The 25,907-nt window shown below is 65.9% G+C and carries 23 protein-coding genes and 2 tRNA genes; 16 read left to right on the forward strand and 9 right to left on the reverse strand.

Annotation, left to right across the window (positions count from 1 at the left end; translation table 11 throughout):
• Positions 1-65 precede the first annotated feature (65 nt).
• Both tig and L284_RS25845 read right to left on the reverse strand, forming a co-directional pair.
• On the reverse strand, positions 66-1,643 hold the full coding sequence (gene tig, locus L284_RS25840; RefSeq protein ID WP_021232157.1) for a trigger factor: 1,578 nt from the start codon (positions 1,641-1,643) through the stop codon (positions 66-68).
• Positions 1,644-1,720: 77 nt separating this feature from the next.
• A tRNA-Leu gene (locus L284_RS25845) sits at positions 1,721-1,804 on the reverse strand.
• Between the two features lie 78 nt (positions 1,805-1,882).
• On the opposite strand from L284_RS25845, the gene L284_RS47815 reads away from it, so the two are divergent.
• Positions 1,883-2,110 (forward strand): hypothetical protein, encoded by a 228-nt coding sequence (locus L284_RS47815; RefSeq protein ID WP_152524582.1) that lies wholly within the window; start codon positions 1,883-1,885, stop codon positions 2,108-2,110.
• A 59-nt stretch (positions 2,111-2,169) separates the two neighbouring features.
• Here L284_RS47815 and sppA read toward each other — a convergent pair whose 3' ends face one another.
• A complete protein-coding gene (sppA, locus tag L284_RS25850) occupies positions 2,170-4,065 on the reverse strand; it encodes a signal peptide peptidase SppA (protein WP_021232159.1) in 1,896 nt (631 codons plus the stop codon).
• Positions 4,066-4,247: 182 nt separating this feature from the next.
• Between sppA and L284_RS25855 the strand changes: the two genes are divergently transcribed.
• Both L284_RS25855 and L284_RS25860 read left to right on the forward strand, forming a co-directional pair.
• The gene (locus tag L284_RS25855) at positions 4,248-5,243 is read left to right on the forward strand and encodes an aspartate carbamoyltransferase catalytic subunit (RefSeq protein ID WP_021232160.1); all 996 of its coding nucleotides are present in this window, start codon (positions 4,248-4,250) and stop codon (positions 5,241-5,243) included.
• On the forward strand, positions 5,240-6,481 hold the full coding sequence (locus L284_RS25860; protein WP_021232161.1) for a dihydroorotase: 1,242 nt from the start codon (positions 5,240-5,242) through the stop codon (positions 6,479-6,481). The genes L284_RS25855 and L284_RS25860 overlap by 4 nt, the downstream gene beginning before the upstream one ends.
• A gap of 295 nt (positions 6,482-6,776) precedes the next feature.
• On the opposite strand, the gene L284_RS25865 is transcribed toward L284_RS25860, so the two are convergent.
• Entirely contained in the window at positions 6,777-8,018 is a 1,242-nt protein-coding gene (locus L284_RS25865) for an SPOR domain-containing protein (protein WP_021232162.1), read from the reverse strand.
• 2 nt (positions 8,019-8,020) lie between these two features.
• Positions 8,021-8,740, reverse strand: a complete 720-nt coding sequence (locus L284_RS25870; protein ID WP_021232163.1) for an AAA family ATPase — start codon at positions 8,738-8,740, stop codon at positions 8,021-8,023.
• Positions 8,741-9,011: 271 nt separating this feature from the next.
• Between L284_RS25870 and L284_RS25875 the strand changes: the two genes are divergently transcribed.
• From L284_RS25875 to L284_RS25895, 5 genes are all read left to right on the forward strand, one after another.
• On the forward strand, positions 9,012-10,067 hold the full coding sequence (locus tag L284_RS25875) for an SPOR domain-containing protein (RefSeq protein ID WP_081673851.1): 1,056 nt from the start codon (positions 9,012-9,014) through the stop codon (positions 10,065-10,067).
• A 76-nt stretch (positions 10,068-10,143) separates the two neighbouring features.
• Positions 10,144-11,445, forward strand: a complete 1,302-nt coding sequence (locus L284_RS25880) for a DUF418 domain-containing protein (RefSeq protein ID WP_021232165.1) — start codon at positions 10,144-10,146, stop codon at positions 11,443-11,445.
• 71 nt (positions 11,446-11,516) lie between these two features.
• A complete protein-coding gene (locus L284_RS25885; protein ID WP_021232166.1) occupies positions 11,517-11,711 on the forward strand; it encodes a (2Fe-2S)-binding protein in 195 nt (64 codons plus the stop codon).
• A 113-nt stretch (positions 11,712-11,824) separates the two neighbouring features.
• Positions 11,825-12,310, forward strand: coding sequence for a bacterioferritin (gene bfr / locus L284_RS25890; protein WP_021232167.1), 486 nt, complete (start codon positions 11,825-11,827; stop codon positions 12,308-12,310).
• A gap of 38 nt (positions 12,311-12,348) precedes the next feature.
• On the forward strand, positions 12,349-13,407 hold the full coding sequence (locus L284_RS25895) for an NAD(P)H-dependent flavin oxidoreductase (protein WP_021232168.1): 1,059 nt from the start codon (positions 12,349-12,351) through the stop codon (positions 13,405-13,407).
• Here the strand turns inward: L284_RS25895 and L284_RS25900 are convergent.
• Entirely contained in the window at positions 13,394-15,475 is a 2,082-nt protein-coding gene (locus L284_RS25900; RefSeq protein ID WP_031341325.1) for an alpha/beta hydrolase family protein, read from the reverse strand. The two genes, L284_RS25895 and L284_RS25900, sit on opposite strands and share 14 nt — an antisense overlap.
• A gap of 157 nt (positions 15,476-15,632) precedes the next feature.
• Between L284_RS25900 and L284_RS25905 the strand changes: the two genes are divergently transcribed.
• A complete protein-coding gene (locus L284_RS25905) occupies positions 15,633-16,790 on the forward strand; it encodes an AI-2E family transporter (RefSeq protein WP_021232170.1) in 1,158 nt (385 codons plus the stop codon).
• 43 nt (positions 16,791-16,833) lie between these two features.
• Here the strand turns inward: L284_RS25905 and der are convergent, their stop codons facing one another.
• Positions 16,834-18,210, reverse strand: coding sequence for a ribosome biogenesis GTPase Der (gene der, locus L284_RS25910; RefSeq protein ID WP_021232171.1), 1,377 nt, complete (start codon positions 18,208-18,210; stop codon positions 16,834-16,836).
• Between the two features lie 162 nt (positions 18,211-18,372).
• Between der and L284_RS25915 the strand changes: the two genes are divergently transcribed.
• The gene (locus L284_RS25915) at positions 18,373-18,999 is read left to right on the forward strand and encodes a CHAP domain-containing protein (protein WP_021232172.1); all 627 of its coding nucleotides are present in this window, start codon (positions 18,373-18,375) and stop codon (positions 18,997-18,999) included.
• A gap of 66 nt (positions 19,000-19,065) precedes the next feature.
• On the opposite strand, the gene L284_RS25920 is transcribed toward L284_RS25915, so the two are convergent.
• Entirely contained in the window at positions 19,066-19,353 is a 288-nt protein-coding gene (locus tag L284_RS25920; protein WP_021232173.1) for a DUF3297 family protein, read from the reverse strand.
• Between the two features lie 78 nt (positions 19,354-19,431).
• On the opposite strand from L284_RS25920, the gene L284_RS25925 reads away from it, so the two are divergent.
• The 5 genes from L284_RS25925 to L284_RS25945 all read left to right on the forward strand — a co-directional run bounded on the left by L284_RS25925 (position 19,432) and on the right by L284_RS25945 (position 23,844).
• Positions 19,432-19,506: transfer RNA gene (locus L284_RS25925), tRNA-Val, on the forward strand.
• 116 nt (positions 19,507-19,622) lie between these two features.
• Complete coding sequence (serS, locus tag L284_RS25930) at positions 19,623-20,903, forward strand: serine--tRNA ligase (RefSeq protein WP_021232174.1); 1,281 nt, start codon at positions 19,623-19,625, stop codon at positions 20,901-20,903.
• Positions 20,903-21,667 carry a 5'/3'-nucleotidase SurE gene (gene surE, locus L284_RS25935; RefSeq protein ID WP_021232175.1) on the forward strand — a complete coding sequence of 255 codons (765 nt, stop codon included), beginning with the start codon at positions 20,903-20,905 and terminating at the stop codon, positions 21,665-21,667. The genes serS and surE overlap by 1 nt, the downstream gene beginning before the upstream one ends.
• Positions 21,667-22,752 carry a LysM peptidoglycan-binding domain-containing M23 family metallopeptidase gene (locus L284_RS25940; protein ID WP_031341326.1) on the forward strand — a complete coding sequence of 362 codons (1,086 nt, stop codon included), beginning with the start codon at positions 21,667-21,669 and terminating at the stop codon, positions 22,750-22,752. The genes surE and L284_RS25940 overlap by 1 nt, the downstream gene beginning before the upstream one ends.
• Positions 22,753-22,764: 12 nt before the next feature.
• Positions 22,765-23,844, forward strand: a complete 1,080-nt coding sequence (locus L284_RS25945) for a potassium channel family protein (protein ID WP_021232177.1) — start codon at positions 22,765-22,767, stop codon at positions 23,842-23,844.
• Here L284_RS25945 and L284_RS25950 read toward each other — a convergent pair.
• Positions 23,836-24,228, reverse strand: coding sequence for a DUF1761 domain-containing protein (locus L284_RS25950; RefSeq protein ID WP_021232178.1), 393 nt, complete (start codon positions 24,226-24,228; stop codon positions 23,836-23,838). The genes L284_RS25945 and L284_RS25950 overlap by 9 nt on opposite strands.
• A 159-nt stretch (positions 24,229-24,387) precedes the next feature.
• On the opposite strand from L284_RS25950, the gene rimO reads away from it, so the two are divergent.
• Positions 24,388-25,770 carry a 30S ribosomal protein S12 methylthiotransferase RimO gene (gene rimO, locus L284_RS25955; protein WP_021232179.1) on the forward strand — a complete coding sequence of 461 codons (1,383 nt, stop codon included), beginning with the start codon at positions 24,388-24,390 and terminating at the stop codon, positions 25,768-25,770.
• Positions 25,771-25,907: the final 137 nt, after the last annotated feature.

The following is a 25,907-nucleotide window of genomic DNA, read 5'->3' on the forward strand; positions in this document are numbered from 1 at the left end:
AACGAAAACGGCCCGGTGCATCGCTGCACCGGGCCGTTTCGTGACGATCCGTCCGATGGAAGCGATCAGTCTTCCTTCTTGGCGGCAGCCTTCTTGGCCGGAGCCTTCTTGGCGGGCTTGGCTTCAGCCCCACCCTCTGCTGCGCCCTCTGCGGCGTCGTCAGCCTTCTTGGCAGCGGCCTTCTTGGCAGGCGCCTTCTTCGGCTTTTCTTCGGCGGCAGCTTCCTCGGCCGGAGCCTCGGCGTCTTCCTTCTTGGCAGCGGCCTTCTTCGCCGGGGCCTTCTTGGCCGGCTTCTTGGCTTCCACCGACTTTTCGCCGTCCGTATCGGCCTCGATCGCGGCCTGCAGCTCGTCGCGGGTCACTTCACGCTCTGTGACTTCGGCCTTCTCGATCAGGAAATCGACGACCTTGTCCTCATAGAGCGGCGCGCGCAGCTGGGCAGCCATCATCGGGTCCTGCTGGACATATTCGAAGAAGCGCTGGCGATCTTCCGGACGGTACTGCTGCGCGGCCTGGGCGACCAGCATCTGCATTTCCTGCGCGGTCACCTCGACGCCGTTCGACTGGCCGATTTCCGACAGAAGCAGGCCCAGACGTACGCGGCGCTCGGCGATCTTGCGGTAGTCGTCCTTCTCGGCCTCGATCTCGGCGAGAGCAGCTTCCGGATCTTCCTCGTGGCTGGCTTCGTGGGTCAGCTGCTGCCAGATCTGCGAGAATTCGGCTTCCACCATGGTCGGCGGCACGTCGAAGTCATGACCGGCGGCGAGCTGGTCGAGCAGCTGGCGCTTCATCGCGGTACGGGTCAAGCCGGCCGTTTCCTGCTCCAGCTGGCCCTTGAGCAGGCCCTGGAGCTGCTCGAGGCTTTCGAGGCCGAGTTCCTTCGCGAAATCGTCGTCGATCTTCGATTCGGCCGGCGCCTTCACTTCGTGCGCGACGATGTCGAAAGTGGTTTCCTTGCCTGCCAGGTTCTTGGCCTGGTAGTCCTCAGGGAAAGTCACGGTGATCGTGCGCTCGTCACCGGCCTTGATGCCGACCAGCTGCTCTTCGAAGCCGGGTATGAAGCGGTTCGAACCGATCACCAGCGGAGCCTTTTCGGCCTTGCCGCCGTCGAACTCGACGCCGTCGAGCTTGCCGGTGAAGTCGATGATCACCTGATCGCCATCAGCGGCGGCGCCGTCCTTGGTCTCGAAACGCTGCTGCTGCGAAGCGATGCGCTCGACCGCCTCGGTCACGGCGTCCTCGGCCACGGGAACGGTCAGCTTCTCGAGCTTCAGGCCGTCGAGCGAAGGGGCGGCGATCGTGGGCAGCACTTCGAGGCTGACGGTCAGCTCGGCGTCCTTGCCCTGCTCGTAACCTTCGCCAAGCGCGACGTCGGGGTTCATGGCGGGGCGCAGGGCGTGGTCGGCGACCAGCTTGTCCATGGCTTCGCGGATCGTCGCGTTCAGCGCATCCTGGTGAATCGCTTCACCGTGCATCTTCTTGACGAGGTTGGCCGGAACCTTGCCGGCGCGGAAGCCGGGCATCTTCACCTGCGGAGCGATCTTCTTGATCTCGCCTTCGACGCGGGCAGTGATGGTCGTGGCCGGAATGGTCACCGTGTAGGCGCGCTTCAGGCCTTCGTTGGTGGTTTCGACGATCTGCATTTCAAATGCCTTCCTGTGCAATTCAACGGGCCTTACGGGGCCAATTCTCGCGACTCATCTCCCCCAGGGCGGCGTAATGGTGCGGGCGAAGGGACTCGAACCCCCACATCTTTCGATACTGGTACCTAAAACCAGCGCGTCTACCATTCCGCCACGCCCGCAAAGATCGAAGCCTGAAACTCAAGGGACGTGCCCTTATAAGGACACGCGGAAAAGGGCAAGCGCCGCGAGTCGCGTGGATGCAACTAGTGCCGCGCTACCGGGTTACTCTCGTGGAAGACCCTGCAACCACCAGAGAGGCGAACATGGCCACCCAGCCTGCCGACAACCCCGGCGACACGCCGCCCGAGACCCCGGTGCCCCCGGCGGATCCGGGCGAACCCACCGCTCCCACGGAAATCCCCGAGACCGGCCCGGATTTCGATCGGCCCGAAACCGGACCGATCGAACTTCCGCCACCCGACTGAACACCCCGATCAAAAACATAAGCGCCGCTGCCCGAAAGGACGGCGGCGTTTTTTTATGATCAAGTCTCGCTGAAGAACCGTGCCAGGCGCTCCAGTACGGACAACTGCTTCACCGTCGCCGGCTGGCTGCGCCCCGGAAGCACCGGACATTCGAGGCAATAGGCCTGGGCGCCGCGGGCCGTGAACATGCCGCCGACCTGCTCCGCCACCCGCGCGAACTGCTGCTGGCGGCGCAGCGCCACGAAGCTCGCAAAATCGAAGGCAGCGGTGGATTCGCTGGCGGAATCCGAAGTCAGGCCGTCCAGGAACTTCGAGAACGAATCCGCGTCCTCCTTGAGATGGACCGCCTGCCACTTGCCATTGCCGACCCCGCCGATACGGGCCGCTTCGGCAAGCGCTGCGTCAAGACCGCCGATCTTGTCCACCAGGCCGATCCGCTGAGCCTCCTGCCCCGGCCAGACCCGGCCCTGCGCGACCGAATCGAGCTTCTCGGGCGTCATCCTGCGTGCGGCGGCGGAAAGGCCGACGAACTTGCGGTAGGTGTTCTCGATAGAGGCCTGGAGCATGCCCTCGACCTCGGGCGAGAAGCCGCCGAGAATGTCGGGTTGGCCCGAAAGCGCCGTGGTCTTCACTCCGTCGCTGGTGACGCCGTAATCGCCCAGGGTCCTCTCGAAGCTGGGGATCACCGCGAAGACGCCGATCGATCCGGTGATCGTCTCGGGCTGCGCGAAGACCTGCTGGCCGGGGGTGGACACCCAATAGCCGCCGCTGGCCGCCATGTTCCCCATCGAAACGACGATGGGGATCTTGCGCGCCTTGTAGCGATCGATGGCGCGGCGAATGCGCTCCGCCGCCATGGCCGAGCCGCCTGGCGAATCGACGCGCACGACCAGCGCCTTGAATCCCTGATCGATATTCTCGTCCAGCAGGTCGGCGATGCGGTCGCCGCCCGCCTTGCCGGGGCCGGCATCGCCGTCGACGATCTCGCCGGCCACCGTGACGACGCCGATCTTGGCGCCCTCGCCCTTTTCGGGATTGGCCGCGAGCCATGCGGCAAGGCGGTTCGCCTTGTACGGCAGGTCGCCGCTGCCTTTGGCAGCATCGTTCTTGCCGGCGATCTCGGCGACGCGATTCTGGAACTCGGTGCGGTCGCCGATGCGATCGACGAGGCCCGCCGCTTTCGCGCCTTCGGCGAAGTCACCGCCCGACGCCCTGGACCAGGCGACGGGATCGCCGGTCATCTGGTCGAGCCTGGCCCTGGGACGCGCGCGGGCGATATCCGCCTTGTAGCCGTTCCACAGCGCGCCGTAGATGTCCTGGTATGCCTCGCGCGCGGCCGGGGACATGTCGCTCCGCAGATAAGGCTCGACGAAACTCTTGTAAGTGCCCGCGCGATAGACGTGGGCATTGACCTTGAAGCGGTCGAGCAGGCCCTTGAAGTAGACCTGGTTGCCGCCCGGCCCCGCCACGAAGGCGCCGCCCATCGGATCGACCCATACCTCGCTGGCGTGGGAAGCCAGCTGCACGCCGTCGTCGGCATAGGCATTGGCGAACGTCAGCACCGGCTTGCCGGCCTTGCGCACGGCGTCGAGCGCCTTGCCGATCTCCTCGATATGCACCATGCCGCCGCCCAGGAAGCGCGACATGTCGAGCACGACGACCTTGATCCGCGAATCCCCGGCAGCAAGGCGCAGGGCCCGCTCCACGTCGCGCGCCTGGTATTCGCCGGAGGGCGCCTCCGCGCTCACCAGCAGACCGAGCGGATCGACCTTGCTCTTCTCCTCGACGATGCTGCCGTTCAGATCGAGCAGCAACGCACCGTCCACGATCCTGCCCGGAGCCGGCCGCGATGCCAGCGCGGCATAGAGCAGCGCGAAGAACAACAGCAGGAAAATCAGGGCCAGAGCGTCCTTTACGCCCACCAGCAGCTTCCAGATCTTGCGCGCGAACGTCATGAATTCACCAGCCTTTCGGCGCCTAGCCATAACGGCCGAAAAGCCGCGCGGCCAGAGCTAGCGATACGAGGAGGCAGCGACGATGCGTAGCCGGCAGTAGGCAGCGTGCGATGTGCGGACGGGGCGCGTGCACAACAAACCGCTTGAGCCGACTCCGCCCGGTGCCTAAGGCCTTGTCTTCGATGACAGCTCCAGAATTCACATATCCGGAAGGCTCCGCAGCCTTCCCGCATCGCAGCCTCGTGGGCATCGGCGGCCTGGCCCCGCACGAGATCATGTTCCTTCTCGACGAGGCCCAGCAATGGGTCGAGCTGAACCGCGGCACGCAGAAGCGCCGCGATCTGCTCTCCGGCCTGACGATCATCAACGCCTTCTTCGAAAACTCGACGCGCACGCTGCTGAGCTTCGAGATCGCCGGCAAGCGCCTGGGCGCCGACGTCGTGAACATGGCGGTGGCCAGTTCGAGCGTGAAGAAGGGCGAGACGCTGATCGACACGGCCTGGACGCTGAACGCCATGCGCGCCGATGCCATCGTCATCCGCCATGCCAGCTCCGGCGCGGTGCATCTGATCTCCAACCTCGTCGATTGCCCGGTGCTCAATGCCGGCGACGGGCAGCACGAGCACCCGACGCAGGCGCTGCTCGACGCCCTCACCATCCGCCAGAACAAGCGCGCCTTCAACGGGCTGCGCGTCACGATCTGCGGCGACATCCTGCACAGCCGCGTCGCCCGCTCGAACATTCTGGCGCTCAACTCGCTGGGCGCCGAAGTGCGCGTCTGCGCCCCGCCTGCGCTGCTTCCTGCCGATATCGAGCGGATGAACGTCCAGGTCTTCCACGACTTCGACGCCGCGCTGAAAGGCGCCGACGTGGTGATGATGCTGCGCCTCCAGCTCGAACGCATGGAAGGCCAGTTCATCCCCTCCCCCCGCGAATATCGCCATCTTTATGGCCTCTCCCTCGAGCGCCTCGCCAAGGCGGAAGGGAATGCCCTCGTCATGCACCCCGGTCCGATGAACCGCGGCATCGAGATCGACAGCAATGTCGCGGACCTCGTGGGCCGCTCGCAGATCACCACCCAGGTCGAGATGGGCGTCGCGATGCGCATGGCCTGCCTGGACGTGCTGACCCGAAGAGGACGCGGCGTGGAGGGCTGGGCCTTGGAGTCAAAGCCATGAGCAACAACACGCCTCTCACCGTCACCGGCGGCAAACTCGTCCTTCCAGACGGTACCATCGCTCCCGGCGCGCTGCGCTGCGAGGACGGTTTCATCACCGCACTGGGCGCGGACGTTACGCCCCGGCCGGGCGACGAAGTCCATGACGCCGGCGGCAAGCTGATCGCGCCCGGCCTCGTCGACATCGGCGTCTTCGCCATCGACAAGCCCGCCTTCCACTTCGGCGGCATTACCCGCGCCGCGCTGATGCCCGACCAGAACCCGCCGCTCGACGTGCCCGCGCGCGTCCGCTTCGCGGCCCAGTCGGGCAAACCGGACCTCTGGGTCCACCCGCTCGCCGCCGCGACGCAGAACCTCGAAGGCAAGGCTCTCGCCGAGATCGCCCTGATGCGCGACGCGGGTGCCAAGGCCGTGACCACCGGCCGCCAGTGGATCGGCGATTCGGGCACGATGCTGCGCCTGCTCCAGTATACCGGCATGCTCGGCATGGTCGTACTGACCCATCCCGAGGACGCCGGGATCACCGGCAAGGCGGTCGCCACCTCCGGCGAGATGGCCACCCGCCTTGGCCTGCCCTCCGCCCCTGCCGAAGCCGAAGTCCTCGCCATATCGCGCGACATCGCCCTGGCCGAACTGGCGGGCGCGGCGATCCACTTCCGCAAGGTGACGACTGCGAAAGGCCTCGACCTCGTGCGCCGCGCCAAGGATCGCGGCCTCAAGGTCACGGCCGGCGTCACGCCCGCCTATTTCATGCTTTCGGACCTCGCACTGGCAGGCTTCCGGACCTTTGCCCACCTCTCCCCGCCGCTACGCTCGGAAGACGATCGCAAGGCGGTGATCGCCGCTATCGGCGATGGCACGATCGACGTCATCGCCTCGGGCCACGATCCGCGCGGCCCCGAGGACAAACGCCTGCCCTTCGCGGACTCCGCGCCCGGCATGGCGGGCGCGGAAACCCTGCTGCCGCTGACGATGAACCTCGTGCGCGACGGCGTGATCTCGCTCTCGCGCGCCTTCGACCTGATCGCGAGCAACCCGGCCCGGCTGCTCGGCGTCAACGCAGGCAAGCTCGAAGTCGGGGCGGAAGCGGATATTGCGATCGTCGATGCCGACCGTCCGTGGATCGTCGATTCGGACAAGATGGCCGCTGCGGCCGGGAATACGCCGTTCGACAAGCAGCCCGTACAGGGCCGCGCGCTCGCGCTGTTCAAGGGCGGCGTGGCGGTCAAAGCCAAGTAGGAAGGGACAAGGCAGGGGACCTCAGCCCCCTGCACCCCCGGAACTGTCGAGGTCAGGCGGACCGACAGCCCGGTGCGCTCATGGCTGCGTCGGGAGACTTGATGGCTGCGTCGCAAGGAGCACAATACGGATAGGCCGGGCGCGACAACGACATTCCGAGGGTCTGGGGGATCATCCCCCAGGACTTCTCTTCTCACTTCCTAAAAATCCAAAAAAAGACGGCCTCTGTCCGAAGACAGAGGCCGTTTAGGCTCACATGGAACTCAGTTGCGAGGCGCAAACCTCGCGGAAAAATCTAAAGCTCGGCCCGGCGCATCTGGCCGGCGTTGACCGCGCCGGGAAGCTGCCGCTGCCGCGCGTAGGCGAGGCAGGCATTGCCGCTCTGCCGCAAGCTGGAACACAGGGACTGCGCGGAGCGCTGATCGAACCCATCGGTCGTGACGCGGTAGTAAGTCTGACCGTTCACGCTGGCTTGAGCGATACGCAATTCGTGGCCCCTGAGAATGGGAGTGCGGGATTGGATGGCGCTCCAGGCGCGCTTGGCACCATCCATCGTGCGGAAGGAGCCGAGCTGGACCAGATGCGTCGCCGAAAGCGCGGCCTTCGGCCGAGCGGGCTGAGGCTTCGGGTACGCCACCGTCCGAATGGTCGAAACGGCCGCAGCCCTCAGCGGCTGAACGACGCGAACCGCCGCAGGCGAAGGAGTGGGCGTTTCGGCGCTTTGCTCGTTCGCGCCCCAGAAGCTCTCGCCGGTCTGCACCGGCGGCAGTTCCGCTTCCGCCATGGCTGTGGTCGGCGGCACATCGGCAGCCGCCATCCGAGAGGTGGCAGCGGGACCGGCCAGCGCGAGCATCGCGGGTTGGCCGGGGTCGCTGCGCAGCGGCGCGCCGATCAGGCCTGCGACGCGAGCCTGCGACTGATCGGGCCGGACGGCGCGCGCCCATTCGCCAAGGCGAGCGTCGAGTTGATCGCCGGGAACATCCTGCGAGGCGATCAGACGCGCCTCTCGCCAACGCCCGTCGAGCGCGTAGGCATAGGCGAGGTTCTGGCGCGCCTTGGCGGTGTTTTCCCCGCCACGAATGGCATTCGTCAGCACCTCCACGCCAAGGGCGGTCTGACCTGCAAGGGCTACGGCCAAGCCGTAGTCGCTGGCCGGCACCCTGTCGTGCAAGCGCTGAAGCACCGCCAGAGCTTCCGGCTGGCGACCCGCGCCGATATAGGCCAGCGACGCCCCGAGAGCCGTGCGCGGGCTTCGATCGCCCAGCGCGATGGCGTCTTCGAAAGTCGTTGCCGCAGATCCGAAGCGCCCAGCGGAAAGATAGGCCTGCGCCAGAGCCGCCCGGCTCGAAGCATCGCGCGGCGAACGGGCTACACGCTGCTCGGCGCGGGCGAGGTCCGTCCTGTCTGCGGAGTCGCTCGGTGCGGCGGCATCGGCCCTGGATAGCGGCATCCGGCCCGCGCAGCTCGCGATAAGCCCCGCGGCGACGACCGCGCAGACCGTCGGCGCGATCTCCGTCAGCTTGCTCAGGCGCTTCATCGTCAAGACCCCGCGATGCGGCGGCCGAAGCCGCCGACGGGCCGAGCCGGCATCACCGGCTGTGCGGTAAACTGCGGCGCAGTGAAGATGGCGCGGCGGAAATTGCGTTCCAGCCGATCCGAAACATAGTCCCACAGTGCTGCGATTTCCTGCGCTGAACGGCCGCTGGGGTCTACTTCCATGACCGTCCGGCCGTCGATCATCGAGGCGGCGAAGTCGGTTCGCTGGTGCAAGGTGACCGGTGCGACAGTGCCGTGCTGCGAGAGAGCGACGGCGGCTTCTGCGGTAATGCGGGCCTTGGGCGTCGCGGCGTTGACGACGAAGATCAACGGCTTGCCTGCACGGCCGCAGAGATCGACGGTGGCACCTACGGCCCGCAAGTCGTGCGGGCTGGGCCGCGTCGGCACCACGATCAGCTCTGAAACGGAAATGACGCTCTGGATCGCCATGGTGATCGCCGGCGGGGTATCGATGACGGCCAGCTTGAAGCCCTGCTCCCGCAGCAGCTGCAGGTCGCTCGCGAGGCGTGCGACGCTGGTTTGTGCGAAAGCGGGGTACTGGGCCTCGCGCTCGTTCCACCAATCGGCCAGCGAGCCCTGCGGGTCGATGTCGATGAGGACGACAGGACCGGCTCCGGCGCGCTGGGCTTGCACGGCAAGGTGCCCGGAAAGCGTGGTCTTACCCGAACCACCTTTCTGCGATGCCAATGCCAGAACGCGCAAAGCCGTTACCCCCTAACGGAGCCGCGTCGGAAAAACCGTCGGCTCACGAGGGGCTGGATCGCAGATCGTTCCTAATTTAGAGTTAACCGCAGGGCCTTTTCCGCTGCTCCAGCACTCCCGCGCAGCGGAGCCGTCCAAGGGTTTTCTTGTAGCAGCGGGATTAACGCGAAGTTCGCCCTTTCCTGCGCATATAGCGGAATGTTCGTATGGTGAGCTTCAGGCTTTCGCTTACCATGACGGCGCGGGAATCAGACAATCGAGGCCAGCCGACTTGCGAAAAAACCATATTGTCCCTTCACTGGTACGCCTTTGCGCCGCTCCGGCAGTCGTGCTGGCCGCTCAGGCCGCACCTGCCTTGGCCGATGTGAAAGCGGGTGTGGATGCCTGGTCCGCAGGAAACTACGCCGCCGCCGTCCAACAGTGGCGGCCGCTTGCCGACAAGGGCGATGCCGATGCGCAGTTCAATCTTGCGCAGGCGTACAAGATGGGCCGCGGCGTCGCGGCGGATCTCTCCAGGGCCGAGGATCTCTACGGCAAGGCCGCGGCCCAAGGCCATGTCCAGGCCTCCGACACTTACGGGCTGATGCTGTTCCAGCGCGGCGAGCGGCAGAAGGCCATGCCCTTCATCCGCGCCTCCGCCGCGCGCGGTGACGCCCGCGCCGAATACATCCTGGGCGTGGCGCACTTCAACGGCGACATCGTCGAGAAGGACTGGACCCGCGCCTATGCCCTCGTCAGCATGGCTCAGCGCGCGGGCTTGTCCCAGGCGACCGGGGCGCTGACGCAGATGGATGCGCATATCCCGCTGGCAGACCGTCAGAAGAGCGTTGCTCTCGCCGCTCAGTTGTCGGCCCAGGCCGAGGCCACTCGGACCAGCGAAGCTACCGGCACCGAACTCGGCAGCAAGCCGACCGACGCCGCAACGCGCCCAATCGCCGCCGCACCGGCAGGTTCCGCCCGCGCAGGCGCAGACTATACCCTGCCGAGCGTTGCGCGACCTGCACCGGCCCTCAAAGCTGCCGCGGCGCCCAAAAGCGCAGCGAGCAAACCGGCGCCTCGCTCCGCCTCTGCGCTCGCCCCTGCAGCTGCCACAAACGGCGCGGGTGCCTGGCGCCTTCAGCTCGGCGCCTTCGGCGTACCCGGCAATGCCGAAAAACTCTGGACCGCCTTGTCCAAACGCCCGGAAATGGCAGGCAGTAGACGGCAACTGGTCCCCGCCGGCAAGCTCACCAAGCTCTACGCCGCAGGCTTCTCCAGCAAGGCCAAGGCAGACAAGGCCTGCGCGGCGCTGAAAGCCTCCAAACAGGAATGCATCGTCACCTCGTAGTCTTTCGCCGTTCCATGCGTTGTCGATGGACCGGGTCCGGCATCTTGCCTAGGCTCGCGGCCGGGAGAACGAAGGGATGTCGGAAGCGATCACGGGCGAACACGTCCGGACTGTCGGGCGTGCATCACGATGGGAGCAGCCGCTGAAGAGCGACGGCCGGCTGGCTTCGCTCGATCTGGTGCGCGGCGTGGCCATTCTCGGCATCCTGGCGATCAACATAGCCGGTTTCGCGGGACCAAGCCTCGGCGCGCTGACGCCGAACTTCCCGCATGCCGTCACTCTGACCGACCAGGCTGCCTGGTCCCTCGGCTTCCTGTTCTTCGAAGGCAAGATGCGCGCGCTGTTCGCCATGCTGTTCGGCGCCGGCATCGCGCTCCAGTGCGAACGCAGCGACGCCGCGGGGCGGGACGGCGACGTTCTGCAGGTCCGCCGCCTGGCATGGCTCATGGTCTTCGGCACCCTGCACTATCTGCTACTGTGGTGGGGCGACATCCTGTTCGTCTATGGTTGCTGCGGGATCGCCGTACTGTTCCTGCGGCGCCTGCCCTGCCGCGTCCTGCTGGGTATAGCCGCAGGGATCATGGTCACGGCCTCGATCGTGAACCTGTGGTCCATGCTGCCGCTGGTCTTCGCGGAAGAGGCCGTTCGAAGCGGCACCGCCAGCGCGGCGCAGCATCATGACGTGATGGCGCGGCTCGATCTCTACCACGCCAACGTTCAGGCCCAGACGCAGCTCTATCACAGCGGCTTCCTCGACATAGCGCTGGCCAAGCTGCGCGGTGATCCCTTGTGGCTCTTCACCATGACCGGGCACGCCTGGAGCGAGGTCCTGCCGCTGATGCTGCTGGGCGTGGTGCTGCTGAGGACGGGGTTTTTCGCCGGGTCCGGGCCGCAGCGGTGGATGCGGCGCCTTCGCATCGGCGCGACGATGTCCGGGCTTGCGCTCACGGCGATAGCGCTCGGCTGGGCCTGGCAACGTCACTTCCCGCCCATCGCCATGGCCATGCTATTGGGTGAGGGATTATGGCCCGCGCACCTGCTGACGGCGCTAGGCTATGCCGCCCTGCTCGTCGGATTCACGCCGCGCCTGGTTCCCACGCGTGGAGGGCAGCGCATCGTCGCGGCCGGACGGGTGGCCTTCAGCAACTACATCGCCTCCAGCCTGATCATGTGCGCCCTGTTCTATGGCTGGGGTCTCGATTTGTTCGGCAGAGTCGGGCCGGCCGGCCAATGGGCTTTCGTGCTGCTCGGCTGGATGATGATGCTGGCATGGAGCAAGGCCTGGCTGAGTCGCTATCGGCGAGGTCCCTTGGAACTGCTCTGGCGCAGTCTGGTCGAGCGGAAATGGCTGGAAAACCGCCGAATCACAGCGACTTGACAGGAAAATGAAGAACGCTATTGCGATCCATTTGCATTTGCATATGATGGTGTCCCAAGAGGAATCGCACCATGTACGTTTGCATCTGCAATGCCATTCGTGAGACCGACCTGCGCACCGCCGCCCGCTGCTGCCGTGGCGATGCGACAGCGCTTTACGGGGCTCTCGGACATGTGCCGCAGTGTGGACAGTGCCTGGACGATGCCGAAGAGATCATTGCCGAGGAATCGGCGAACGCCAACGCGCCCCTGAGCGCGGCAGCCTGACCCTGCAACAAGGCGGGTTACACCTGGCTTCGGCTGGGTGTTTTCGTGTGCCTGCTTGCCTCGAGCCTCTGAAAGGCCCATAAACCCGCCTGAATAGTTTCAGGAGCTTCCCCATGAAGGGCGATCAGCAGGTCATCGAATTTCTCAACAAGGCGCTCTTCAACGAGCTGACCGCGATCAACCAGTACTGGCTGCATTACCGCATGCTGGACAACTGGGGGATCAAGAAACTCGCCGAGTACGAGCGTCACGAATCGATCGACGAGATGAAGCACGCCGACGTGCTGGCAGATCGCATTCTCTATCTCGATGGCCTCCCCAACTTCCAGGCCTTGGGCAAGCTGCGCATCGGCGAAAGCGTCGAGGAAATCCTGAAGGCCGACCTCGCGCTCGAGCACGATGCGATCCCGCTACTCCGGGATGCGATCGCCCACTGCGAAAGCGTTCGCGATTTCGTCAGCCGCGAAATCTTCGCGCGCATCCTCGAAAGCGAGGAAGAGCACGTCGATTTCCTCGAAAAGCAGTTCGACATGATCGCCCGCATGGGCATCCAGAATTACTGCCAGTTGCAAAGCAAGCCGGCGGGCGAAGGCGAGTAAGTCCGGACGGCGCGCGAAAAAGGCATCCATTCTCGACCATGGACTTTCTCGCGCGCCTCGGCCTTTCGATACCCCTGATCCAGGCGCCGATGGCGGGCACTTCCACACCCGCCCTAGCCGCCGAAGTCTGCAATGCCGGAGCGCTCGGCTCACTCGCGCTTGGCGCTCTTGGCCCGGACGAGGCGCGGCGGCAGATCGCCGAACTGCGGGGCCTGACCATCCGGCCCTTCAATCTCAACCTCTTCGTGCACAAAACGCCGCAGCCCGATCTCAAGGGCGAAACGGCATGGCTGGACGCACTTGCGCCGATCTTTGCGGAGTACGGCGCCCGGCCCCCGTCCGCGCTGGAGACGATCTACCAGAGCTTCGCGGGTAATGCGGGGATGCGCGATGTCGTGATGGAGGCGAAACCGGCCGTCGTCAGCTTCCACTTCGGCTTGCCCGACGCCGCCACGATCACTGCCTTGAAGCAAGCGGGATGCCTGCTGCTCGGCAGCGTCACCAGCTTGGCCGAGGCCGAACTTTCACATGCAGCCGGCATCGACATCCTGGTTGCGCAAGGCTGGGAGGCGGGCGGCCATCGGGGCATGTTCGATCCCGATGCGGCCGACGACCGACTCGGCACGTTCGCCCTGACGCGCCTGCTGGTGCGATGGGGCAAATTGCCGGTCATCGCCGCTGGGGGCATCATGGACGGCGCGGGCATGCGCGCCGTGCTCGATCTCGGCGCCGTGGCCGCGCAACTCGGCACCGCCTTCGTGGGCTGCCCCGAAACCAACGCCGATGCAGGCTACCGCGCCCTGCTCGATTCCGACGCGGCGTGTCATACGGTGATGACGCGCGCGATTTCCGGGCGGCCCGCTCGGTGCTTAGCCAACAGATTCACGCACTTCGGCCAGCGAACCGACCTGCCGCCCGTCCCGGCCTATCCGCGCGCCTACGATGCCGGGAAAGCCCTCAACGCCGCTGCCAAGCCGCACGGCGAGACGCTTTACGGCGCGCAGTGGGCGGGACAGGGCGCGCCGCTGTCCCGCGCGATGCCGGCGGCGGAACTGGTCGCCCGGCTTGCCGCCGAACTCGCCGCTACTCGGCCTTAGCGGGCTGCCGGTCGGTCCGGTACTTGTCGAACCACGCCAGGATCGCCGAGGCTTTCGCCGCCGACTGCGAGGGGCGTGCCGCAATGCCGCCGTGGCTCGCCCCCGGAACCTTGACCAGCGCCGTCGGCACGCCGCGAATCTGTAATGCGGCGTAATACTGCTCGGCCTCGCTGACCGGTGTGCGGAAGTCTTCCGAACCCACCACCACCATCGTCGGGGTCTTGACGTTGCCGACCAGGCTCAGCGGCGAGCGGCGCCAGTACTCCATGGGATCCTCCCAGGGCTTCTTGTCGAACCAGTAGCGCGAGGTGAACGGCGTGGCGTCCATCGTCAGCGCCTCGCTGATCCAGTTGATCACCGGCTTCTGCGTCACCGCCGCCTTGAAGCGGTCGGTCTTGCCGACGATCCACGCGGTCAGCACGCCGCCGCCCGAACCGCCGGTGACGAACAGATTGTCGGGATCGGCCACGCCGTCCGCGATGGCGGCATCGACCGAAGCGATGAGGTCGTCATAGTCCGTGCCGGGATAGGCCCGGTCGATGAGGTTGGCGAATTCCTCCCCATAGGACGTGCTGCCGCGCGGGTTGGTGTAAAGCACCGCGTAGCCATGGGCCGCATAGAGCTGGTAGTCGGTCGCGAAGCCCGGCGCATAGGCGGTGTTCGGCCCGCCGTGGATTTCCAGGATCAACGGGGCCTTCTGGCCCGGCGCGAGACTTGGCGGCGTCACCAGCCAGGCATCCACCGCACGGCCGTCCGGCGCGGTCACCGCCAGCTTGCGGACCGGCGCCAGGACCTTGGCGTCGAGCCAGGTGCCGTTGAGGTCGGTGAGCTTGCGCCCTGCACCGCCGCTGCTGAGCCAGAGATCGGCAGGCCGCTGCGCGGTGCCGGAAGTATAGGCCAGGCGCCCGTTCTTCGAGACGCTGAAGGCACCGCCGGTATAGGGCCGGTCGAAATGGTCGCCGGGGCTGAGCCCCTCGACCACGTTCTTCAGCGCGCCATCGAGGCCCACGCGGGCCACGTAAGTCTTCGCGTGATCGTCGTACTGCACCATGATCGTGGAATTGCCCGACCATTCCAGCGCATCGATCGAGCGATCGAAGCCCTTCGTCAGCAGCCGCGATCCCGAACCGTCGCTGTTCATGACGTAGAGGCCGGAATTCTCGTAAGAGCGGTTGATGTCGTCATAGCCGAGGTAGGCGATGTGCCTGCCATCGGGTGAAACTTTTGCGCCTGCATCGGGCCCATTGCGCGAAGTCAGCGCCGTTACCCCGCCGCTGGCGAGATCCAGCGCGTAGACTTCCGAATTATTGATGTCGTGCTGCCAGTTTTCGTGGCGGTTGGCGCTGAACACGATGCGCTTGCCGTCCGGCGTCCAGGACAGCGGTCCGCCATCGTCGAAATCGCCGAAAGTCAGCTGACGCGGCGCCCCGCCATCGGCCGAGACCAGGAAGATGTGATCGTAGCCCGGCCGTGCATAACCGCCGCCGTCCGCGCGGTAGCTGACGCGGTCGATGACCTGGAGTGGTTCGGCCCACTGCGCGCCTTCCGGACGATTGGCCGGCTGCGCCCCCATCTTGAGCCCCTCGCCCGGCACCCGCATGGTATAGGCGATCTGGCGGCCGTCCGGCGACCAGGCGAGACTGCCGGGACTGTCGGGCAGCCCCGTCACCTTGACTTTGGCGCCGCTATCCAGCCAGAGCACGTAAAGCTGCGGCGCACCGCTGCCGTCGCTCGAAACGTAGGCGAGACGTTTCCCGTCCGGCGACCAGCGCGGCGAGAAATGCGCGCCGGTGCCGGCGACCAGCGGACGTTGCGCGCCGCTCGCCGCATCGACCAGCCAGATCGAGGGCACCACCTTGTCGGTCATCACGTCCGCTGCGGAACGGACATAGGCGATGCGGCTGCCGTCCGGCGCGATCTGCGGATCGGTGACGCCCGATAGTTTGAACAGGTCGTCCGGCGTAAAGCCGCGTTCCAGACCTTTGACGGCATCCTTCGCAGGAGCCGCATCGGCCGCAAAGGCGGACGAGAACGGGACGACGGCGCAGGACAGCGCGAGAGCGGCCATGCGAAAGGCCATTACGTGGGGCAAGATGGAAAACTCCCGCTCGAATGGAGGATGGCCCTGTCTTGCCCAGACTTTTTCAAAAATCCAGACTTGGTGAAAAATCCAGTCACCTCGGCCAGCCAGCTTGCGGGGCGGGAAATCGTGCTAAGACGCAGACATGGAGCAACCTGATCGCCCCCCCTACACGATCGAGGACTACGGTTTCGGTGTCCTTGTCATTCTCGTCACCGCAGCGTTCGTCTGGTTGCTGCTTCCCTATTTCGGCGCCGTTCTCTGGGGCGTGGTCGCCGCGATCCTGTTCCAGCCGCTGACGGCGAAGCTGGCCACCGCCCTTGGCGGGCGCAAGACCCTGGCGGCTGGCATCATGCTGCTGCTGCTGCTGGCGCTGTTCATTATCCCGACGATCCTGCTCGGCATCAGCCTCGTGCAGGAAGTTTCGAACATCTACGAGAAGGTCCGCGTGGGCCAGATCGACATCCCCCGGATCTTCGAGCAGCTCCGTGCCTCGGTGCCGGAATCGGTAGAGCGCCTGATCGATCGCTACGGCCTTGCCGATTTCGAGAATATACGCCGCCAGTTCGGCCTGGGCATCGCCAACGGCCTGCAAGGCCTCGCCGCGCGTCTGCTATCGGTCGGCCAGGGCGCCTTGAGCTTTCTGGCCGCGCTGGGCGTGATGCTCTACCTCACCTTCTTCCTGCTGCGCGACGGCGAGCGCTATGGCGCGCTGATCCGCGATGCCATGCCGCTGCGCCCTCACCTTCGCGATCGGCTGGTCGCCAACTTCGTGATCGTCGTGCGCGCGACGATGAAGGGTACGGTGGTCGTCGCGGTGGCGCAGGGCCTCGTCGGCGGGATCATCTTTTCCCTGCTCGGCATCCAGGGCTCGCTGCTCTGGGGCGTAATGATGGGCTTCTTCTCGCTGCTGCCCGCCGTTGGCACCGGCCTCGTCTGGGTGCCCATGGCCGCCTATCTGATCGCGACCGGCAATATGTGGCACGGCGCCATTCTGGCCTTCTGCGGCCTGTTCATCATCGGCATGATCGACAACATCCTGCGTCCCATCCTGGTCGGCCGCGACACCCGCATGCCCGATTTCGTGGTGCTGATCGCCACTCTGGCGGGCCTGCAGATCTTCGGGCTCAACGGCTTCATCGTCGGCCCGGTCATCGCCGCACTCTTCATCGCCGTCTGGACGCTGATGCGCGAAATCAAGAACAGCGAAGGCATGCTGGAGCCCGATGCCATCGAGGTCGAGGAAGAACGCCGTCCCGAAACGGCGATCTCGGATGCCGAGACGGCAGCGCATCCGTCCTGAAACGTAAAAAGGCCGCCGGAGAGGTTCTCCGGCGGCCTTTTCGTTATTTGGCGAAGGGGTTCTTCGGCATTCGCAAGTTCAGCCGGATCGGCACCGCGTCGAACCCGAGTTCCCGCCGAATACCGTTGATCAGGTAGCGGCGGTAGCTTTCCGGCAGCAGGTCGAGGCGCGTGCCGAACAGGACGAAGCCCGGCGGGCGGGTCTTGGCCTGGGTGATATAGCGCAGCTTGATGCGCTTGCCGCCCGGCGCCGGTGGCGGGTTGGCGGAGAGCGCATCGTCGAACCAGCGGTTGAGCGCGGCAGTCGGCACGCGCTTGCTCCAGGCCTCGCGGATCGAGAAACCGGCCGCGATAAGGTCGTCGATGCCCTTCCCCGTCCGCGCCGAGACCGCCAGCAGCGGCACGCCGCGCACCTGGGCAAGCCCTTCGTCCAGCGCGCCGCGAATGCCGTTGAACAAGCCGGAAGGCCCTTCAGCCACGTCCCACTTGTTGATCGCGATGATCAGGGCGCGGCCTTCTTCCAGCACCTTCGAAGCGATGGTGAGGTCCTGGTGCTCCAGCCCGCGCGTCGCGTCGAGCAGCAGCACGACGACTTCGGCAAAGTCGATCGCATGGCGCGCATCGGCCACGGCCATGCGCTCCAGCTTCTCGGTCACATTGGCGCGCTTGCGCATGCCTGCGGTGTCGATCAGGCTGACCTGGCGGACTTCCTGCGTCTTGGGATCGGTCCACTCCCAATCGACCGTAATGGAGTCACGCGTGATGCCGGCTTCCGGGCCGGTGAGCAGGCGGTCCTCGCCGAGGATGCGGTTGATGAGGGTCGACTTGCCCGCGTTCGGACGGCCGACGATCGCCAGCTTGAGCGGCCGGCGCAGCAGTGCTTCCTCGTCCTCTTCTTCCGGGAACTCCGGCTCTTCGGGCTGGAGCGGTTCCAGGTGCGGCAGCAGCGATTCGAACAGGTCGGCAACGCCCACCCCGTGCTCGGCGGAGAACGTGATCGGATCGCCGAGGCCGAGCGAATAGGCCTCCAGCACGCCGCTTTCGCCGGCGCGGCCTTCGGCCTTGTTGGCCAGCACGACCACCGGCACCGTCGAGGCGCGCAGCCACTGGCCGATCTCCTCGTCCAGAGGCGTCAGCCCGGCGCGCGCATCGACCACGAAAAGCGCCACGTCGGCGGATTCCAGCGCCGCTTCGGTCTGCTTGCGCATGCGGCCGGGAAGCGTTTCGGCCTCGTCGTCCTCCCAACCCGCCGTATCGACGATCTGGAATTTCAGGCCGAGCAGTTCGGCATCGCCGAAGCGGCGGTCGCGCGTAACGCCCGGCTGGTCGTCGACGAGCGCGAGCTTCTTGCCGACGAGCCGGTTGAACAGCGTGGACTTTCCGACGTTCGGTCGGCCGATGATGATGACCTGGGGTAGCATATAAAACTCGATAAGGGATTCCGGCCCCTAGAGGAAATCGGCGCGGATGGGAATGTTTGCGTGACGAAACGACGTTCCGGCGCGTGGGGGAACAAATTCCTAATTCGCGGGTAACCATGCCCGGAAGGATTCTCACAACCGTGGTGCGGGGAATTGAGGGGCATGAAAGGTTACCGGATCGCAATCATGTTGGGGCTGGCTGCGGGGACGATTTCGCCCGCCGCCTCCTGCCCCGCCGTCGCCCGCTCCGCCATCGACGACGCGCTCGCCGGGATGGACGACGATCGGCCCGCGGCGGCCAAAGGCCCGGATTATCTCGAATGTGTGCCCTATGCCCGCCAGCTTTCGGGCATACAGATCTTCGGCGACGCCCATACCTGGTGGAACCAGGCCAAGGGCCGCTACGTCACGGGGCATGCGCCCAAGATCGGCGCGGTCATGGCGATGCAACCCTACGCCAATTCGCAGCTCGGCCATGTCGCCACCGTGAGCAAGGTTGTCGATTCGCGCACGATCCTCGTCAGCCACGCCAACTGGTCGCCGATCGAAGGCCAGCGCGGCCGGATCGAGAAGAACGTCACCGTGCTCGACGTCTCTCCCGCCAACGACTGGAGCCAGGTGCGGGTCTGGTACGCCCCGATCCACAACCTTGGCAACACGCGCTGGCCGGTCTCGGGCTTCATCTACAACAGCAAGGCGGGCGCCATAACCAAGCCCGAAACCGCGAAAGCCAAAAAGAAGGGCCGCCGAAGCGACCCTATCGGCGACATCATCGCCGGATACTACTGAGCCCGCCAAAGGCAAATCTCGCACCATCACTCCCGCCCAAAGAGCGGGGCGATGATGCTGAACAGATCAGATCTTCGCGACCGGCGCGTCTTCGCCGAGATCCTCGTACCAGGCCTCGACAGGCCCCTGCAGCTTGACGGTCAGCGGATTGCCCTTGCGATCCAGGGTCTTGCCGGCCTGAACGCGCACCCAGCCTTCGGAAATGCTGTATTCCTCGACATTGGTGCGCACGGTGCCCTTGAAGCGGATGCCGACGCCGCGCTTCAGCTTTTCCTCGTCGAAGAACGGGCTGTTCGGGTTGATGGCAAGGTGATCGGGCGGCACGTCCGCGCCGGTGTTGGTCTCTTCGGTCATGCCTCGCGATTTAATTCCAGATGGCCGCTTGTCAATTCGATCCGACTCATCTAGAGGCGCGCTTCCGCAGCGAAATGCGGGCGCGTAGCTCAGTGGTAGAGCACACCCTTCACACGGGTGGGGTCGCAGGTTCAATCCCTGCCGCGCCCACCATCCCTTTTCCGGGATGGCGCATCCGGTGGACATTTCCCCAAGATCACCAATTGTCGCAGGCGGAACGAGCCTGTGGAATCTTGCGCCTCCGCGCATGAAGCGCCATAGCGCGCGCCATGCACGATATCCGCCTGATCCGCGAGAATCCCGAAGGATTCGACGCCGGCCTCGCCCGCCGTGGGGTAGCCCCCGTGGCCGCCGACATCCTCGCCCTCGACGAGCAGCGCCGCTCGGTGGCGACGCGCATGCAGGAGGGGCAGAACCGCCGCAACGAAGCCTCGAAGGCGATCGGCAAAGCCATGGGCCAGGGCGACACCGCCACGGCCGAAGCGCTGAAGGCCGAAGTCGCCCAGCTCAAGGACACCCTCCCCGCGCTTGAAGCCGAGGAAAAGGCGCTTTCCGAGCAGCTTCACAACGCGCTCGCCGGCCTGCCGAACATTCCGGTGGCCGAAGTGCCCGACGGGGCGGACGAGAGCGAGAACGTGGAAGTCGCCAAGTGGGGCGCGCCCGGCACGTTCGCGTTCGAGCCCAAGGAACACGCCGATCTCGGCCCGGCGCTGGGCCTCGATTTCGAGACCGGCGCGAAGATCTCCGGCGCCCGCTTCACGTTCCTGAAGGGGCAGATGGCGCGCCTGCACCGCGCGCTGGCGCAGTTCATGCTCGACACCCAGACCGCCACCAACGGCTACATGGAATGCATCGTGCCGCTGCTGGTGAAGGACGAGGCCGTATTCGGCACCGGCCAGCTTCCCAAGTTCGCGGAAGACCTGTTCCGGACCACCGATGGCCGCTGGCTGATCCCCACCGCCGAAGTCTCGCTGACCAACGCAGTGCAGGACGAGATCGTCGATCTGGCCGCCCTGCCCTTGCGCATGACCGCGCTCACCCCCTGCTTCCGTTCGGAAGCGGGCGCTGCGGGCCGCGACACGCGCGGGTTCATCCGCCAGCACCAGTTCGAGAAAGTGGAACTCGTCACCGTCTGCCAGCCCGAGCAATCGGAAGCCGAGCACGAGAAGATGGTCGCCGCCGCCGAATCGATTCTGCAGGCGCTGGAACTGCCCTACCGCAAGGTCCTGCTCTGCTCGGGCGACATGGGCGCCACGGCGAGGAAGACATTCGACCTCGAGGTCTGGCTGCCGGGCCAGCAGGCCTACCGCGAGATCAGCTCGATCTCGAACTGCGGCGACTATCAGGCGCGCCGCATGAACGCGCGGTTCAAGCCGGAAGGCTCGAAGAAGACCGAGTTCCTGCACACCCTCAACGGCTCGGGCCTCGCGGTGGGCCGCACGCTGGTAGCGGTGCTGGAGAACTACCAGCAGGAAGACGGTTCGGTGCTGGTGCCCGAGGCGCTGAAGCCGTGGATGGGCGGAATCGACAAGCTGGAGCCTCTTTTCTGATGCGTATCCTGCTCACCAACGACGACGGCATCAACGCTCCCGGCCTTTACGTCCTCGAAAAGATCGCCGCGCAGCTTTCCGACGACATCTGGATCTGCGCGCCGAGCGAGGAACAGTCCGGCGCCGGCCACTCGCTGACGCTGGGCCGCCCGGTGCGCATGCGCGAACATGCCCCCAAGCGCTTTTCCGTTACCGGCACGCCCACCGATTCGGTGACGCTGGGGCTCAAGAAAGCCATGCCCGGCCCGCCCGACCTGATCCTCTCGGGCGTCAATCGCGGCGCCAACCTGGGCGATGACGTGACCTACTCGGGCACCGTCTCCGCCGCGATGGAGGGCGCCATGGCCGGCATCCCCTCGATCGCGCTCAGCCAGGTCTATTCGGGCGAAGGCCACGGCAACAACGTCAGCTTCTCGGCGGCCGAGGACTGGGGCGCGAAAGTGCTGCGCCCCCTGCTCGACGTGCCGTTCGCGCCGCGCACGCTGATCAACGTGAACTTCCCGCCGCTGGCCGGCGAGGACGTGAAGGGCATCCGGGTCGTGCGGCAGGGCTTCCACGATTACGCACGCGGCTCGGTGGTCGAAGGGACGGACCCGCGCGGGTTCCCCTACTATTGGTTCGGCCTTCATGGCATCGAGCATACCCCCGGCCACAAGACCGACCTCGAAGCGATCGCCGAGGGCTATATCTCGGTGACGCCGCTCCAGCTCGACCTCACCCACGACGGATCGCTGGCACAGATCGCGAGCCGCTACGGAGCATGATGCGCCGCGCTCTTCTTCTGCTGGCGGCGCTCGCGCTGCCGATCGCGCCTGCCTCCGCCGCGCCGGGTGACGAGACCGTGCACGTCGTGACGGCGGGCGAGACGCTGAACGGCATCGCCAACCGTGCCGGCGTCTCCTCCGAAGCATTGGCCAAGGCGAACGGGCTGAAGGCGCCTTATGTCGTCAAGCTCGGCCAGAAGCTGACGATCCCGCGCGCGAAAGCGGCAACCGCAAGATCGGCACCGACCAAGGTGCCCACGAAGCAGCCCGACCCCGCCACTCCCGCGAAAAAGGCCGCCGCTGCCGCAAACTCCACCGCCAGGGCTGCCATCGCCGCCGCCAGATCGCCTGATCAGGAAAGCGTCCACGTCGTCCAACCCGGCGAGACGCTCGGCAGCATCGCCCTGGCCGCCAAAGTGCCGCGCGTGCTGATCGCCGAAGCCAACGGCTTGCAGCCGCCCTATGCCGTTCGCCTCGGCCAGAAGCTGCAGATCCCCCGCACCCGCCGCCATATGGTGAAGGCAGGCGATACCGGCTTCTCGATCTCCTACAAATATGCGGTGCCCTGGGAGGAGATCGCGCTGGCCAACGGCCTCGACGCGGCAGCTCCGGTCAAGGCCGGCCAGTCGCTGCTGATCCCGACACTGCTCGATCCGCCCGTCGCGCCCGTGAACGCTCCCGCCCCGGCTCCTGCCCCCGCGAGCAAGTCCACGCGCTTCGCATGGCCGGTGAATGGCCCCGTCCGCCGCGGGTTCGCCAGCGGCGCCAATCATCACGACGGCATCGACATCACCGCGCCGGAAGGAACGATGGTTCGCGCCGCCGCGGCCGGCACCGTCCGTTTCGCCGGAATGGAGAAGGAGCAGTTCGGCAACCTCGTGGTCCTCGACCATGGCGACGGATGGTTCACCGCCTATGCCTTTCTCAGCCGCGTCACCGTGAAGGAGGGCGCGACGGTCGCTGTCGGAGAGCGCGTCGGGCTGGTGGGCCACACCGGTCTCGCCAAGGGCAACGAACTGCACTTCGAAGTACGGCGCGACGGCAAGCCCGTCGATCCGCTGGACGACCTGCCCAAGGCGCCTTAAAGCTCGCGGAGCATGTCGAAGCGACGCTCCACGCGCCCCCTGTTCCGGCCCGCCGCGATCAAGCCGCTGCGCCGCGCCTTGGCACTTCCCGTCTGGGCCGACGTGGCTTTGCGGCTCGGCGGGGCGTTCCTGCTGATCTTCATCGTCATCATGGTTCACTGGAGCGACCGGGCCGGCCTCAACGACGTGCACGACGGGCAGGTCAGCTTCCTCGACGTCGTCTACTTCACGATGATCTCGATCACGACGACCGGCTTCGGAGACATCGCCCCGGTCAGCGACCGGGCGCGCCTGATCGAGGCGGTGCTGGTCACGCCGATCCGTCTGGCCGTCATCACCATCTTCGTCGGCACTGCCTACAATTTCATCATCAAGCGCAGCTGGGAGACGTGGCGCATGAAGCGGATCCAGGAAAGACTGGAGGACCACATCGTCGTGCTCGGCTTCGGCGTCAGCGGCTCGGAAGCGGCGCGGGAACTGATCGAGCGCGGCACCGACCCCGCCTGCATCGTCGTGGTGGACCCCGTCCAGGCACGCCTTGCCCAGGCCGAGAAGATGGGCTGCAACGTGCTCCAGGGCGACGCCACCCGCGACGAAGTGCAGAACGCCGTCCGGGTGAGCACCGCGCGGACGATCCTGGTCTCGGCGGGCCGTGACGATACCTCGGTGCTGATCGTGCTGACCGCCCGGCACCTGGCGCCGAACGCGCCGATCACCGTCGTCATTCGGGCCGACGACAACGAACTGCTCGCGCGTCAGGCAGGCGCCAACAACGTCATCAATCCGGTCCGCTTCACCGGCCTCCTGCTCGCCGGATCGGCGGAAGGACAGCATGTCGCGGACTACTTCTCCGACCTCGCCTCGGCGGCAGGCCGCGTCCAGCTCGTGGAGCGGCCGGTGGAGCCGTCCGAGATCGGCGGTTCGCTCGACAACCTCGTCAGCAAGGGCAAAGGCCTCAGGATCTATCGCGGCGAACGCACGATCGGCTTCTGGGAAGACGACGCCAAAGCGCTGCAGGCAGGCGATATCGTCGTGGAGGTTCTGCCGACGGCTTCCACCGACCGTCCCCCCGAACGCGGCGACTTAGCCTAGCAGCCAGAACACCAGCCCCATGGCGAGGTAGGCGACCAGCCAGAACAGGCAATCCATCGCTCGGCGCAGCGGCTCGGCGCGGTAGCGCACATGCGTCAGCCAGATCGCCGGAAGTACGAAGGCGATGGCGACGCCGCCGGTCTGCATGAAGTAGAGCCAGGGCTTGGCCGCCAGAGTTTCGGCGCCGATTCGTGCAAAATTGTGCCCGAGCATCACCGCGCTGACCAGGAACACGAAGCAGACCAGCCCGTAATTGCCCGCCCGCTCCGACTTGCGCGGCGAGAGGCTGCGCCCGTTCTGAAACGGCGGCCCGTTCCACACCGCGCCGATCACCACCGCCGCCAGCGCTGCCAGAACCACCGCCAACCAGTTTACCGGACCCATGCGACAACCCCTTTTTCCAACAGCTTCCTCCTTGCGCAGGGTCTCTTCAAAGGTGCAAGAGCGCTAACAGTCTGGAAGTCGGATCGACGCGAATCACATGGCCATGATTCGTTTTTCGTGACTCTCGGTCGCAATGCGCGTATCGGGCGCGCCATCCCTATGGCTATCGAAATCCCCTCTCCGCCCAAGGTCGGCATGGTCAGCCTCGGCTGCCCCAAGGCGCTTGTCGACTCCGAACGCATCCTCACCCGCCTGCGCGCCGACGGCTACACGATGAGTCCCGACTATGCCGGGGCCGATGTCGTGCTCGTCAATACGTGCGGATTCCTCGATTCCGCGAAGGAAGAGAGCCTCTCCGCGATCGGTGAAGCTATGGCCGAAAACGGCCGCGTGATCGTCACCGGCTGCATGGGCAACGAGGCCGACGCGATCCGCGCCCGCTTCCCGGACGTGCTCGCCGTCACCGGCGCGCACCAGTACGAAGCCGTGGTCGAGGCCGTGCACGAAGCCGCCCCGCCCGAGATTTCGCCTTACGTCGACCTGATTCCCCAGGCCTACGACGATGCGGGCGTGAAGCTGACCCCGCGTCACTACGGCTATCTGAAGATCTCGGAAGGCTGCAACCACGCTTGCTCTTTCTGCATTATCCCCAGCCTGCGCGGCAAGCTGGCGAGCCGCCGCATCGACGCGGTGTTGCGTGAGGCGGAAAAGCTGGTCCAGGCCGGCACCCGCGAACTGCTGGTGATCAGCCAGGACACTTCGGCCTATGGCGTCGATGTGCGCCATGAGACGCGCATGTGGAAGGACCGCGAGGTCCGCACCCACATGACCGACCTCGCCCGCGAATTGGGCCAGCTCAGCGATTCGCAGGGCCGCAAGCCCTGGGTACGCCTGCACTACGTCTACCCCTACCCCCATGTCGACGCGGTGATCCCGCTGATGGCTGAGGGGCTGATCACGCCTTACCTCGACATTCCATTCCAGCATGCGGCGCCTTCGGTGCTCAAGTCGATGAAGCGCCCGGCCAACGAGGCCAAGGTGCTCGACCGGCTGCGCAAGTGGCGCGAGATCTGCCCGGACATCGCCATTCGCTCCAGTTTCGTGGTGGGCTTCCCAGGCGAGACCGAGGCGGACTTCCAGTACCTGCTCGACTGGCTGGACGAAGCCCAGCTCGATCGCGTCGGCGCCTTCCGCTTCGAGCCCGTCGAAGGCGCCAGTGCCAACGACCTTCCGAACGCGGTGCCTGAAGAGGTCAAGGAAGAGCGTTATGCCCGCATCATGGAGAAGACCGCCGCGATCAGCGCCGCCAAGCTCCAGGCCAAAGTCGGCCGCATCCTGCCCGTCATCATCGACGAAGTGGGCGAGCCGGACGAGGATGGCGACATCGGTGCAACCGGCCGCTCGCAGGCCGATGCGCCCGAGATAGACGGCAATGTCTTCCTGCGCGGTGCCGGAAGCGATCTGCAAGTCGGCGATATTGTCGACGTTCTGATCGAAGACGCGGACGAGCACGACTTGTACGGCGCTGTCACCGAAGACTGAGAGCGTGGGCTTCAGTTGCACATCTTGCAACATTGCCCAATCTTTTCGCATTTGCGGCGAATCGGTGCCGAGAGCATATGGAGCAGGCCTTTCAGGCATCCTCTCCCAAAAACTTTTCCAGGGCTGGTCTTCGGACC

Source organism: Novosphingobium lindaniclasticum LE124 (assembly GCF_000445125.1).
GTDB lineage: Bacteria > Pseudomonadota > Alphaproteobacteria > Sphingomonadales > Sphingomonadaceae > Novosphingobium > Novosphingobium lindaniclasticum.